Source organism: Paraeggerthella sp., assembly GCF_048427265.1.
In the GTDB taxonomy this organism is placed as follows: Bacteria; Actinomycetota; Coriobacteriia; order Coriobacteriales; family Eggerthellaceae; genus Paraeggerthella; species Paraeggerthella hominis.
The window spans coordinates 38,780-51,615 of the sequence record NZ_DBFOSR010000005.1 but is presented as its reverse complement, the minus strand read 5'-3'; the positions used below and the strand labels follow the sequence as shown (position 1 = coordinate 51,615).

At 64.1% G+C, this 12,836-nt stretch carries 14 protein-coding genes; 13 read left to right on the top strand and 1 reads right to left on the bottom strand.

The annotated features are described in order from the left end of the window. Positions 1 to 54: 54 nt before the first annotated feature. Entirely contained in the window at positions 55 to 636 is a 582-nt protein-coding gene (yihA, locus tag ACMNI9_RS00585; RefSeq protein ID WP_123191743.1) for a ribosome biogenesis GTP-binding protein YihA/YsxC, read from the bottom strand. Positions 637 to 989: 353 nt separating this feature from the next. Here yihA and ACMNI9_RS00580 point away from each other — a divergent pair, with 353 nt between their 5' ends. From ACMNI9_RS00580 to ACMNI9_RS00520, 13 genes are all read left to right on the top strand, one after another. Then, positions 990 to 1,304 (top strand): DUF6110 family protein, encoded by a 315-nt coding sequence (locus ACMNI9_RS00580; RefSeq protein ID WP_418830281.1) that lies wholly within the window; start codon positions 990 to 992, stop codon positions 1,302 to 1,304. 5 nt (positions 1,305 to 1,309) lie between these two features. Beyond that, on the top strand, positions 1,310 to 3,391 hold the full coding sequence (locus ACMNI9_RS00575; protein WP_418830278.1) for a heavy metal translocating P-type ATPase: 2,082 nt from the start codon (positions 1,310 to 1,312) through the stop codon (positions 3,389 to 3,391). A gap of 250 nt (positions 3,392 to 3,641) precedes the next feature. After that, a complete protein-coding gene (gene rpsB, locus ACMNI9_RS00570; protein ID WP_114567893.1) occupies positions 3,642 to 4,421 on the top strand; it encodes a 30S ribosomal protein S2 in 780 nt (259 codons plus the stop codon). Positions 4,422 to 4,521: 100 nt separating this feature from the next. Then, a complete protein-coding gene (gene tsf, locus ACMNI9_RS00565; RefSeq protein WP_114567874.1) occupies positions 4,522 to 5,388 on the top strand; it encodes a translation elongation factor Ts in 867 nt (288 codons plus the stop codon). A 422-nt stretch (positions 5,389 to 5,810) separates the two neighbouring features. Then, on the top strand, positions 5,811 to 7,103 hold the full coding sequence (murA, locus tag ACMNI9_RS00560) for a UDP-N-acetylglucosamine 1-carboxyvinyltransferase (protein WP_216529789.1): 1,293 nt from the start codon (positions 5,811 to 5,813) through the stop codon (positions 7,101 to 7,103). 12 nt (positions 7,104 to 7,115) lie between these two features. Next, positions 7,116 to 8,606, top strand: a complete 1,491-nt coding sequence (locus ACMNI9_RS00555) for an LCP family protein (protein ID WP_418830274.1) — start codon at positions 7,116 to 7,118, stop codon at positions 8,604 to 8,606. Between the two features lie 115 nt (positions 8,607 to 8,721). Beyond that, positions 8,722 to 8,955, top strand: coding sequence for a NifU family protein (locus ACMNI9_RS00550; RefSeq protein WP_114567877.1), 234 nt, complete (start codon positions 8,722 to 8,724; stop codon positions 8,953 to 8,955). A 33-nt stretch (positions 8,956 to 8,988) separates the two neighbouring features. Continuing rightward, entirely contained in the window at positions 8,989 to 9,282 is a 294-nt protein-coding gene (locus ACMNI9_RS00545; protein WP_114567878.1) for a hypothetical protein, read from the top strand. A 180-nt stretch (positions 9,283 to 9,462) separates the two neighbouring features. Further along, entirely contained in the window at positions 9,463 to 10,353 is an 891-nt protein-coding gene (gene pdxS, locus ACMNI9_RS00540) for a pyridoxal 5'-phosphate synthase lyase subunit PdxS (RefSeq protein WP_114567879.1), read from the top strand. A gap of 32 nt (positions 10,354 to 10,385) precedes the next feature. Further along, positions 10,386 to 10,997, top strand: coding sequence for a pyridoxal 5'-phosphate synthase glutaminase subunit PdxT (gene pdxT / locus ACMNI9_RS00535; protein WP_114567880.1), 612 nt, complete (start codon positions 10,386 to 10,388; stop codon positions 10,995 to 10,997). A gap of 104 nt (positions 10,998 to 11,101) precedes the next feature. Beyond that, the gene (locus ACMNI9_RS00530) at positions 11,102 to 11,320 is read left to right on the top strand and encodes a UDP-N-acetylmuramoylalanyl-D-glutamate--2,6-diaminopimelate ligase (RefSeq protein WP_114567881.1); all 219 of its coding nucleotides are present in this window, start codon (positions 11,102 to 11,104) and stop codon (positions 11,318 to 11,320) included. Between the two features lie 60 nt (positions 11,321 to 11,380). Next, on the top strand, positions 11,381 to 12,214 hold the full coding sequence (lgt, locus tag ACMNI9_RS00525; protein WP_216529790.1) for a prolipoprotein diacylglyceryl transferase: 834 nt from the start codon (positions 11,381 to 11,383) through the stop codon (positions 12,212 to 12,214). 160 nt (positions 12,215 to 12,374) lie between these two features. Next, positions 12,375 to 12,755 (top strand): desulfoferrodoxin family protein, encoded by a 381-nt coding sequence (locus ACMNI9_RS00520; RefSeq protein WP_216529791.1) that lies wholly within the window; start codon positions 12,375 to 12,377, stop codon positions 12,753 to 12,755. The last annotated feature ends 81 nt before the right edge of the window (positions 12,756 to 12,836 follow it).

The following is a 12,836-nucleotide window of genomic DNA, read 5'->3' as shown; positions in this document are numbered from 1 at the left end:
AGGCGCTGACGCGCCCTTCGGTCTCCCCGCCTCGCGGTTTATCCGGAGAAGAGCCTAGCGAGCGGCGTTCTTGATGACGGTGCGCAGCTCGTCGATGCCCGTTCCCTTTTCGGAAGAGCACACCACCAAAGGCACGTCGGCATGCAGCTTCAGCTGCTTTTTCAGGGCTGCCTTCTGCTTCATTTGCTGCTGTCGGGATAGCTTGTCGGCTTTCGTCAGCACCACGGCGAAGGGAAGTTCCGCCTCCTGCAAGAACTCGATCATGTTTTCATCCAGGCTTGAAGCGGGGTGGCGGATGTCCACCAGCGACACCACGAGCGCCAGGTTGCGATCTTGGTTGAAGTACCCTTCGATCAGCTCCGACCAGCGTCCCTTCTCGGATTTCGCCACCTTGGCGTAGCCGTAGCCCGGCAGGTCCACGAACCGCACGCCGTCGCACGAGAAGAAGTTGATGGTGGCCGTCTTGCCCGGCGTTTGCGACACTTTCGCCAGGCTTTTGCGATTGAACAGCTTGTTCAGCAAAGACGACTTGCCCACGTTGGACCGGCCGGCGAATGCGATTTCGGGCAACGTGGACGTCGGCAGTTGCAGCGAGGTGCCGAACGATTTCTCGAACGCGACGTTGTTGATGTTCATGCTGGGCTCCTTGCGGTTCCGTCCCTCGCGTTGCCTGCGCAAGGGGAGGGTGCGGATGTTGTTGCGTTCATGGTAGCGGAACTGCGCCCATCGCGCGCGGAAAACCCCAAGCTCTCCTTGACGTCGCTTCGCTAGGAGCGCTTCCTGCCCGTGTACATGGCCATGGCCATGCAAGCTATGGCGGCCCAGGCCCAGAACGTATGCTTCTTCATGAGGCTCCTTTCAACGATCGATTCATATTAGTTAGCTTTAATTGACTTTTACCGGAGCTCTCATTATGCTAGAAAAGTTAACTTTAAGCAACTGTAAAGGATGTTGCGAACGATGCGCGCGAGCGCAAGAAAGGGGCATGCATGGACTTCCCGAAGAAGAGCGGCTGGCTGATCGGGGCGGGCGTGTTGCTGGGGGCGGTGGGGGCGAAGGCCCTGACGGGTCCAACGGCTAAGAAGTGCTACGTGCAGGGCGTTGCGAAGGGGCTGCAAGCGAAGGCCGCCTACGAGGGCATCGTCGAGCAGGCCAAGGCCGAAGTCGACGACATCGTGGCCCAGGCTTCCTATATCAACGTGCAGGCATCGCTCGCTGACGAGCCGTCCGCTGCCGCCGACGAGCCGTCTGCGGTCGAACCGGCGAAGTCCAAGGCGGATTCAGCTCAGGCATCAAAGAAGTAGCCGCGATGCAGTACGCCATTGCGAACGAACTCCCGGGCCGCGTGCGCGTCAAGCTTGCCGGCCCGGTTCCCTCCGCCGACCTCGACGCGCTGTATCGGGTGCTTGCGGCTATCCCAACGGTGGAGAAGGCGTCGGTCTATCCGCGCATCGGCAGCATCGCTTTGACGTACCGCCCGCTCGAGGGAGCGCGGGACCTGGTTTTGGAGCGCCTGTCCGCCATCGATGCGAAATGCATCGACGAGGCTCGATCCGGTTTCGGCCTTGACCTTGCCCCGCGCTCCCAGTCGCTTCTCATGGACCTGGCGCGCCTTGCGGGCCTGTACGTTTTGCGGCGCTGGTTCGTGCCCCGGCCGCTTGTCGCCGTTGCGGCGGCGTGGCGTTACCGGCGCTTCCTGGGGGCGGGTCTGCGCTCGCTCGGGCGCTCGCGCCTTGACGTTGCGGTGCTGGACGCCGCTGCTATCGGGACGTCGTTTCTCAAGCGCGATCCTCGGACGGCCGGGCAGACCATGTTCTTGCTCGATGTGGGCGAAACGCTGGAAGAGTACACGCGCACGCGCTCGGAAGGTGCCCTTGTCAGCGCGTTGCTCGATCTGCCCGAGACCGCCCAGCTGCTTCGCGACGACCAAGAGGTGCAGGTGCGCGCGTCCGATCTCGAGCCGGGGGATTTGGTTGTCGTGCGCACGGGCATGCCCGTATGCGTCGACGGACGCGTGGTGCACGGCGTTGCGATGGTGAACCAGGCCTCGCTTACCGGAGAGCCCCTTGCCGTCGAGCGCGCCGAGGGCGACGACGTGTTCGCCGGCACCGCCGTGGAGGACGGCCAGATCGTCGTGCAGGTTCGCGCGAAGGCTGCCGAAACGAAGCTGCGCTCCATCGTGTCGCTGGTCGAGCAGTCCGAGGCGAACAAGGCGCAGGCCCAGTCTCGGATGGAGCGTCTCGCCGACGGCATCGTTGTGTGGAACTTCCTGCTGGCGGCGGGGGTTGCCCTGGTCACGGGCAGTTTGACGAAGGCGTCGGCTGCGCTCATGGTGGACTACTCGTGCGCACTTAAGCTGACCAGCTCGATCGCCGTGCTTTCGGCCATGAGCCAGAGCGCGAAAGCGGGTTTCGCCGTCAAGGGCGCGAAGCACTTCGAGGCCATGGCCGCTGCCGATGTGATCGTGTTCGACAAAACCGGAACCTTGACCGAGGCTACGCCGGAGGTGGCGTGCGTTTTGGCTCTTGACGGCTGGAACCGGCGCGAGGTGCTGCGGTTGTCGGCATGCCTGGAGGAGCACTTTCCGCATCCCGTGGCGCGCGCCGTGGTGCGCGCGGCGGCGCAGAAGAACCTCAAGCACCGCGAGCGCCATGCCGAGGTGGAGTACATCGTGGCGCACGGAATAGCCTCGTCGTTGGGCGGCAAGCGCGTGGTCATCGGGTCGGAGCATTTCGTGATGGGCGACGAAGGCGTTGCCGTGTCGGAGGACCAGCGCGCGAGGATCGCTTCCGAAACCGAAGGGCTCACGCCGCTGTACCTGGCGGTCGACGGCGAGCTGGTGGGCGTCATCGGCGTCTACGATCCGCTCAAGGAAGGCGTGGCGCAGGCGGTGGCCAATCTGAAGGCGCTGGGATTTCGCCGCGTGGTGATGCTGACGGGCGACGGGGACCGCACGGCGGCGCGCATCGCGCGGGAAGCGGGCGTGACCGAGTACCGGGCCAACCTGCTGCCCGAGGACAAGCATGCGTTCGTCGAACGGCTCAAGGCCGAGGGACGACGCGTGGTCATGGTGGGCGACGGCGTGAACGACGCGCCCGCGCTTTCCGCAGCCGATGTGGGGATCGCCATGGGGCAGGGGACCGCCGTGGCCAAAGAGGTCGCCGACATCACGCTTGCGGGAGGAGATTTGGGGGCTATCGTGGAGCTGAGTCGCTTGAGCAAGGGTCTGACGCAGCGTCTGGATGCATCCTTCAGAGAGGTCATGCTGGTCAACTCGGCCTTGCTCGCGGCGGGCATCGGCGGGGTTCTGACCCCGCAGGCGTCGTCGCTTCTGCACAACGCGTCCACGGTGGCGCTCAGCTTGCGCAGCGCAGGCGCGTACCGCTCGTGACCGCATGCGTACGGCTGTCGAACCGGCGTCCGACCGGCCGGCTCGACAGCCGCGAGCGTCAACCGCTTCTCGCGAAAGGACGTTCATGTATGCGATCTTCGAGAAGTGCTTGCATTTCATTTTCTCTGTGGTAAGATTCAACGGTTTCTAATTACACATGCTTGCGCGACCTGATCCGCCAGTGGCCAACCGAAAAAGGCTGCGGATTCGGGGATGACCGCAGGCAGAGGACTAACGAATGGAGAAAGTCATGACGAAAGTCGGCATTAAGTCGCTGCTCGACGCAGGCGCACACTTCGGGCATCAGACCCGTCGCTGGAACCCCAAGATGAAGCCGTACATCTTCGGCAGCCGTGGGGACATCTACATCCTCGACCTCAAGCAGACGCTCGTGGGCCTGGACCAGGCGTACACCTTCGTGTCCGAGATCGCTCGCAAGGGCGGCACCGTGCTGTTCGTCGGCACGAAGAAGCAGGCTCAGGAAGCCGTCGCCGATGCTGCCAACAAGTGCGGCATGCCCTACGTGAACGCTCGCTGGCTCGGCGGCATGCTGACCAACTTCGTCACCATCCGCTCCCGCGTGACCCGCATGGAGGAGCTGGAGGCCATGGAGGCCGACGGCCGCATGGCGATGCTGCCCAAGAAGGAGCAGATCCTGCTGCGCAAGGAGCTGTCCAAGCTGCAGACCAACCTCAACGGTATCCGCAACATGAAGCGCGTGCCCGACGCCGTGTTCGTGATCGACACGAACCGCGAGGCCATCGCCATCCATGAGTCCCGTCGTCTCGACATCCCCGTGGTGGGCACGCTCGACACGAACTGCGATCCGGACGACGTCGATTTCGGCATTCCCGCCAACGACGACGCCATCCGCTCGGTTCGCCTGCTGGCCGACTTCATCGCCGATGCCGTTATCGCCGGCGTGGGCGCGCCTGTGACGGTTGCCGAGATGGCCGCTCCGGCTGAGGCCGAGGCTGCTCCGGCAGAGGTTGAGGCTCCGGCCGAGGCCGCTGCTCCCGCTGCCGAATAACCTGCTTTTCAGATGAACGAATGCGCCGCCGGTTTCGAAACCGGCGGCGTTTGACAGACCAGGGCCGCGCTTGCGCGCGGCGCATAGAGAAAGGAACAACGTGGCTGCTGTTACCGCTTCCATGGTCAAGGAACTCCGCGAGATGACCGGCGCCGGCATGATGGAGTGCAAGAAGGCGCTCGTCGAGGCCGACGGCAACCTGGACGCCGCTGTCGACGTCCTGCGCACCCGCGGTCTGGCCGCTGTTGCCAAGAAGGCCGGCCGTGCCACCAACGAGGGCACCGTCATGGCGCTCGTGTCCGAGGACGGCAAGGCTGGCGCCGTTGTCGAGCTGAACTGCGAGACCGACTTCGTGGGCATGAACGACAAATTCAAGGCGTACGCCGAGAAGATCGCCAAGGCTGCGCTGGCCGCCAACCCCGCCGACATGGAGGCCCTCAAGGCCGCCGACGCCGAGGGCGAGACGGTGGAGGCTGTCGTGACCGACGCCATCCACACGCTGGGCGAGAACATCCAGCTCTCCCGCTTTGCGGTGGAGCAGGGCGGCGCCGTGTCGTCCTACATCCACGGCGGCGGCAAGATCGGCGTGCTCGTGCAGTTCGAGGTCGAGGGCGTCGATCCCGCGTCCGCCGAGTTCAAGGCGTACGGCCGCGACGTTGCCATGCAGGTTGCCGCTGCGTCTCCCGTTGCCGCGAACCGCGACTCCGTCGACCCGGCCATCGTCGAGCATGAGAAGGCCATCTACATGGCTCAGGCTGCCGAGTCCGGCAAGCCCGAGGCCATCCAGGAGAAGATGGCCGTCGGCCGTCTGGAGAAGTTCTTCAAGGAGAGCACGCTCACGGAGCAGGCCTTCGTCAAGAACCCGGATCAGACCGTTGCCGAGTACACGGCCGAGGTCGCGAAGAACCTGGGCGGCGAGATCAAGGTCGTCGACTTCAAGCGCTTCGTCCTGGGCGAAGAGGCGTAAACCCTCTTTTCCTTACCGGTAAAGCTGGGACCCGAAGCTTCGGCTTCGGGTCTTTTTTGTGCGTCGGAAAAGACGTGCTCTCGCGTGAAATCCGATGGGGGGTCCACCAAACCATCTCAGCCGCCGTCATTGTCGATCCAAAAACACGTTTTTTCGTCCAAAAACGTGTTGTTGGATCGACAATGCATCCGGATGCCGCTCGTGTTTCGATGCCGTCGCCCTGGCTTGCTGGGGAAGGGGGACGCGCGATTCGACCGCGACCAACATTCCCCCATGCCGTTCTGCTTTCGTTGTGAAGGGCCGCATTATGCGGGCCTTCACTTTCTATAATGGACGCATTGCGAACCGAACGCGCCGTCTCACGGCGCGCATCCATAGACGAGTCAAGCCGAGGGCGCGCACCTCGGCGTTAAGGAACACCCATGGCAGAAGAGATCATCATTGTCGAAGGCAACGGCGTGCTCGCGGGCGAAGTGGCCGTGTCGGGCGCCAAGAATTCCGCGCTCAAGCTCATTGCCGCCGCCTTGCTGGGCCAGGGCAAAACGCTCGTGCGCAACGTGCCGCTCATCTCCGACATCAGCATCATGTCGGAGGTGCTGCGCCGCTTGGGCGCAACCGTGGAACGCGACGGCCATACGCTGATCGTGGACACGACCGACGTCGAGCAGTTCGAAACGCCGTACGACCTGGTATCCAAGATGCGCGCGAGCATTTCGGTCCTGGGTCCGCTGGTCGGTCGGTTCGGGCGGGCGCGCGTGGCCATGCCCGGCGGGTGCCAGATCGGCGCGCGCAAAATCGACATGCACCTCGTGGGGCTCGAAGCGCTGGGCGTGGAGTTCACCATCGACCACGGATTCCTGGAGGCGCGCACGCCGAACGGCTTGGTTGGAGCGGACGTCGTTTTGGACTTCCCCAGCGTCGGCGCAACCGAGAACTTGCTTATGGCGGCCGTGACGGCGAAAGGCACGACGGTGCTCGAGAACGCCGCGCGCGAACCCGAGATCGTGGACTTGGCGAACATGCTGGTGTCCATGGGAGCGAAGGTGGCCGGGGCCGGTTCCTCGATCATCGAGGTGGAGGGCGTTCCGCTTTCCTCGCTGCATCCTTGCGACCACACGACGGTGGGCGATCGCATCGAGGCGGGCACCTTCTTGGTGGGCGGCGCGCTCACGGGAGGCCCCGTTACGGTGCGCGGCATTGATCCGTCGTATCTGCGCGTTGCCCTCATGAAGCTTGCCGCCATGGGCTGCGAGGTGCAAACCGGAGCCGACTGGGTCACCGTCAGCCGTACGCGCCCCCTTGTTCCCATCGATATTCAGACCCTGCCGCATCCGGGCTTCCCGACCGACCTGCAGGCGCAGTTCATGCTGCTGGCCGCGCGCGCGGAGGGCGTGTCGGTCATCACCGAGAACGTGTTCGAGAACCGCTTCATGTTTGCAAGCGAGCTTATCCGCATGGGAGCCGATATCACTATCGAGGATCATCATGCGCTGGTCAGGGGCGTTGCGGGCCTGCAGGGCGCCGACGTGTCCTCCACCGACCTGCGTGCGGGCGCGGCGCTTGTTCTTGCGGGAGTGTCTGCCGAGGGGCAGACGCGGGTGCACAACATCGGCCATATCGACCGCGGCTACGAAGACTACGTTGGCAAGCTGGGCGATCTGGGGGCGTGCGTTCGCCGCGCGCCCGTCGACGGTATGCCGGATATCCGCGGTTAGCGGAGGCCGCACATGGTCAAGCGCCGTAAGGGCTTTTCGGCAACGCAGTCCAAAATCACCTCGCGCCGTTTGCGCACCGCTACGCTGGGCACGCACGTGCCGCGGCGTTCGCGCGGGCGCATGAACGCCGATTCCGTCGGGTTTTCGAGCGCGCGCAAGCAGAAGCGCGCGGCGCGCGGCTACGTGGAAACCATTTTGCCGAACACGTCGTCCGGGGAGAGCGCTTCCCAGTTCTCTCGTCGCGTGAGCAGGCGCGAGTTCTCCCATGGCATCCAGCGCCGCGCGCGCATGCGGCGTCTCGTTGCGGTGGTCGCGTGCGTCGTTTTGGTGGCGGTCGTTGCGGCGGGCGTGGGGACGTTCGCGTTCTTCGGTTCGCTCGATTCCAAGATAGGCCTCAAGAACTCGGACGCCTCGTCGGCGCTTGTCGCTCCGAAAGAGGCAGCCGACGCCTTCTACACGTTGGTCGCTGCAGATTTGGACCCGGTGGGGGCGGCGAACGCCCAAGCCGGGCCTGATGCGCTTGCCCTGGTGCGGGTGGACCGAGCTGCGCGGTCGGCGGTCATCGTGTCCGTACCCGCCACCTTGCAGGTTCAGCTTAAAGACGGAAAGCCCCATCAGCTTCGAGACGCCGCTGTGCAGGAAGGCGATGCGTCCCTGATCAAAGCCGTGTCGAACTTCGCCGGGGTGAACGTGTCGCATCTGGTCAAGATCGATGCCGGCGGCGTGGCGAGCCTGGTCGATGGACTTGGCGGCGTGCAGGTAAACGTAGCCGAAGAGGTGGACGACCCGGCGGCGGGCGACGTCTACCTATCTCCGGGGGAGCAGACGCTCGACGGCAAGGCTGCCCTTATGTTTTTGCGTGCGTCGAACTTTTCGGGAGGCTTGCAGGTGCAGGCGGCCAACCAGCGCGAGTTGCTTGCGGCGCTGTCTCTTCGCCTGCTTGACGAGGGGTCGCTTTCCTTCTTGTCCACGCTGGACAAGGTGGGGGGTTCTTTCGGCACCGACATGGGAGCGAAAGACGCGCTGGGCTTGGCCGATGCGCTGCGGGGCATGGACGCGTCTACGGTGAAGGGCGCCCTCGTTCCCGGTTACGAGACAACGCGCGATAACGTCTCCTATTACGTGGCTTCAACCGACGCATGGTCGTCCATGATGGAATTGGTGAAGCAGGGGCAAGACCCGGTGGTCGAGAAGAAGATCGCCTCGGTCGATCCGGCCAGCTTCACCCTGACCGTCCGCAACGGCGGAGGCATTACCGGCGCGGCGGCCCAGATATCGCAAACGCTTGCAGGCATGGGGTTCAAGGTCGAGGAAACCGGCAATACCGACACTGCCGCTTACGCCGAAACGCTGGTCATCTACAAGGACGGCGCGTTCGAGCCGGCCGCGCAAACCGTGGTCTCCGCGTTGGGCCTTGGCCGTACGGTTGCCGACGCGGGGTTCTATACGTTCGACACGGACGTGCTGCTGGTTCTGGGGAAGGATTGGAAGCCTTCTTCGTAGCGCCATGCGCCTCGTCGATGTTTCCTCCGCATTTCCCGGCTTCGGCCGTGCGCGCCAAGGCTCTGTGGTAGAATCGGCACCTGATAACACCCATTCAGACGAAGGAGCGATTCCTATGGTGGATAAGAACGACGTGGCGGCTGTGCTCGAGCTCATTCGCCCCAGCCTGCAGGCTGACGGCGGCGACGTGAAGCTCGTCGACGTTGCCGAGGACGGCGTGGTCACGGTCGAGCTGCAGGGCGCGTGCAAGGGCTGCCCGATGTCTCAGATGACGCTCGCCAACGGCGTGGAGCGCATCCTGAAAGAGCGCGTCCCCGGCGTGACGAAGGTCGTGCCCGCGGCTGAATAGCCGTGAGCGTTCGGGATTGAAGGGAAGGCGGATATGGCGAACTGCTGGGAACTGCGCGGATGCGACGAGGAGATGATGTCGCGTTGCCCGCACAACATACCCGGAGAGCCTTGTCCTGCCGACTGCCGCTTTGCAGCCTGCGTGCGGTCTACGCATGAAGTGTGCCAGGACTTCAACGTATTGTTGAACCCGGAGCGCGATTACGATGCGGCCATCAAGGAGATATGCCGCTTCTGCACGCACTTTTTAACGCACGGGCCGCACATGGCCGATCGCAAAGAAGGCTGCGTGGCCCGACAGGGCAACCCGAACCGGTTTCTGCTCTAGCCCCGTTCTTCGCTTCGCGCGTTACGGTTGCGTTAACGTGCTCGCGTCGAGGCGCAGGAACGGGTATCGTACATGCTTGGATTCGAGCGCGGCCGCACGGCCATTCGTGCGGCCGCGCTCTGCATGCTGTCGGCGCGTTGCGGGCAGCTATTCGAACGATCGCGATGAAAGGACGGCTCGATGACCGAACAGGCGCATGGCACGCTCAAAGTGAAGACCGGCTTCGCCGAGATGATGAAGGGCGGCGTCATCATGGACGTCGTCAACCCCGAGCAGGCGAAGATCGCCGAGGATGCGGGCGCTGTGGCCGTTATGGCCCTCGAGCGCGTCCCTGCCGACATCCGCGCGCACGGCGGCGTGGCGCGCATGAGCGACCCCACCATGATCGAGGGAATCGTGGAGGCCGTGTCCATCCCCGTCATGGCGAAGTGCCGCATTGGGCATTTCGTGGAGGCGCAGGTGCTGCAGAGCCTGGGCGTGGACTTCATCGACGAGAGCGAGGTGCTCACGCCGGCCGACGACGAGTACCATGTGAACAAGTGGGACTTCGACGTGCCGTTCGTGTGCGGCGCGCGCAACCTGGGCGAGGCTTTGCGCCGTATCGCCGAAGGCGCGGCCATGATCCGCACGAAAGGCGAGCCGGGCACGGGCAACGTGGTGGAGGCCGTGCGCCATATGCGCACCGTGACGACCGACATCGCCCGTATCAAAGGCTTGCGCGACGAGCAGTTGTTCACGGCTGCAAAGGAGCTGCAAGCTCCCTACGAGCTGGTGAAGTGGGTGGCCGAGCACGGGTGCCTTCCCGTGGTGAACTTCTCGGCCGGCGGCATCGCCACGCCCGCTGACGCGGCGCTCATGATGCAGTTGGGCTGCGACGGCGTATTCGTGGGCAGCGGCATTTTCAAGTCGGGCGACCCGGCCAAGCGCGCTCGCGCCATCGTGGAGGCCACGACGAACTACGACGATCCTGACACTGTCGCGCGCGTTTCGCGCAACCTGGGCGAGGCCATGGTGGGCATCGAGATCTCCGATATCCCCGACAACGAGCTGATGGCCCAGCGCGGCTGGTAGAGACGCGCCGCGTGAACCTATGAGGTCTGGCCATGCAACCTATGAATAAAACCATCGGCGTCCTGGCGCTTCAGGGCGCGTTCCGCGAGCATCGAGCCATGCTCGACGGGCTGGGAGCGGCCACGCGCCTCGTGCGCTGGCCGCACGAGCTCGACGGCTTGGACGGCTTGGTGCTGCCGGGCGGCGAGTCGACGGCCATCGCGAAGCTCTTGGCCATCCACGGCATGTACCAGCCGCTGCGCGATGCGTTCGCGAAGGGGATGGCCGTGTTCGGCACGTGCGCCGGCGCTATCCTCATGGCGCGCGACATCGAAGGCGCGCGGCCCGATCAGGAACCGCTCGCTCTTATGAACGTGCGGATCCGGCGCAACGCCTACGGCCGGCAGATCGACTCGTTCGAGACGGCGGTGCCGTGGGCCGGGATCGAGGGCGGCCCCGTGAAGGGCGTGTTCATCCGCGCGCCGAGGTTCGCCGATTGGGGGCCGAACGTGGAGGTCCTCAGTGCCGCCGAGGACGGCGAGCCGCTTGCTGTGCGCGAAGGGCGCGCGCTCGCCGTGGCGTTTCATCCCGAGTTGACCGACGATGCGCGCGTGCATGCGTTCTTCCTCGACCGCGTAGTGGGCGAGGGGCGCGCCTCGTGCTGATGTGAAGCCCGTCGGCGTGGACGTCGTTCGGCGTTCGCGTTGGCGGGCTTCTGCTACAATGAGGACAAAAGAAGGCGGGCGAACGAGCGAAGGAGCGTGAACCGATGAGTCGAAGCGCAATCTGCCCTGCATGCGGCGCGAACGATCTGGACGTATGTCGCTACGATGCCATGATGGTCCTGCGGACGGACCTGGCTTTGTTCACGCTGCGCTGCCCGCACTGCGACGCCTCGGTTTCCATCGTGCACCCCATTCCGCCTCAGCTGCGCGACGAGGTTCGCTTCGCCGCCATCGAGGTGGGGGCTGGCATGGGCCAGGAGTAGGCCCTGTACCTCGCTTCCGAAGGCGATCGCTTCGCCTCGGATTTTTGCGAAAGGAACTTCATGCTCAACAACATCTACCAAAGCCTTGACCCGGTTGCGTTCGCTATCGGGCCGTTCGCGGTGCGCTGGTACGGCATCGCCTACGTGCTCGGGTTCGTGTGCGCGGCGCTTGTGGTATGGCGCGTAGCGCGCCGATGGCGCGTGCGCGTGGACGTGGATTCTTTGCTTACCATCATGTTCTGCGTGATCGTCGGCGTGATCCTTGGAGGGCGCTTGGGCTACGTCTTGTTTTACGGCGATGGCTACTACCTGGCTCATCCTGCCGAGATCCTTGCGTTCAACCGTGGCGGCATGAGCTTTCACGGCGGCCTGATCGGGGCGCTTCTTTCGGGTATCGTGGCGGCCAAGCTGACGAACATCCCGTATTTGACGCTGGCCGATCTGGGCTGCATCGGTGCTCCGCTTGGCCTGCTGTTCGGTCGCTGCGCGAACTTCGTGAACGGCGAGCTGTGGGGTGCGCCCACCGACGTCGCGTGGGGCGTGGTGTTCGGTGGGGCCGCTGGAACGATGCCGCGCCATCCCTCTCAGCTGTACGAGGCGTTTCTGGAGGGAATCGTTATCTTCGCCGTGCTCTACCTGCTCTCGCGGATGCGTCCGGCTCGCCCGCGCGGCACCTTCCTGGGCTTGTTCCTGATCATGTACGGATGCTTCCGCTTTCTGGTTGAGTTCGTGCGCGAACCGGACGTGCAGCTGGGCTACTTGTGGGGCGGGTGGCTTACCATGGGGCAGCTTTTGAGCGTTCCGTTGATCCTGGTAGGCGTGGGCGTGTTGGTTTATGCGATTGTCGTGAAAAAGCCTCAGCAGGGTCTTCCTGAAATGCAACAGAGTGAGTAACATTTAAGGAAGCAAAGGGTACGGTGCTTGGCAAGCGAGGCGTTTCGACGACGTTACGGTTCGGCTCCAAGCATCGCGGTGCGCTCGCCGCGCATCGGCCCTGCGCTATCATTGGGAAGAAGCAGGTAGACCTGTACGCGAAGCTAAAGGGGGCCCGAATATGGATCTCAAGTTTTACAAGTGCATGCACTGCGGCAACATCGCTGTGAAGCCGTTCGACGCCGGCGTTCCGCTGGTTTGCTGCGGCGAGAAGATGACCGAGCTTACCGCCAACACCACCGACGCCGCGCTCGAGAAGCACGTTCCCGTCGTGAGCGTCGACGGCGCGAACGTCCACGTCGAGGTGGGCAGCACGCTGCACCCCATGACGCCGGAGCACTACATCACCTTCATCTGCCTGGTTACGAAGAACGGCTACCAGATGCGCGAGCTCACCCCCGAGGATGCTCCCGTTGCCGATTTCGCCGTGGCCGAGGGCGACGAAGCGCTCAAGGTGTACGAGTACTGCAACCTGCACGGCCTGTGGGTCGCCGAGGTGTAAAGACGTTTTGCAATCGTTTCGAGAGCGCCCGTTCCGTGCAAGCGGAGCGGGCGCTTTGCGCTATCATGAAGGAAAACGGCG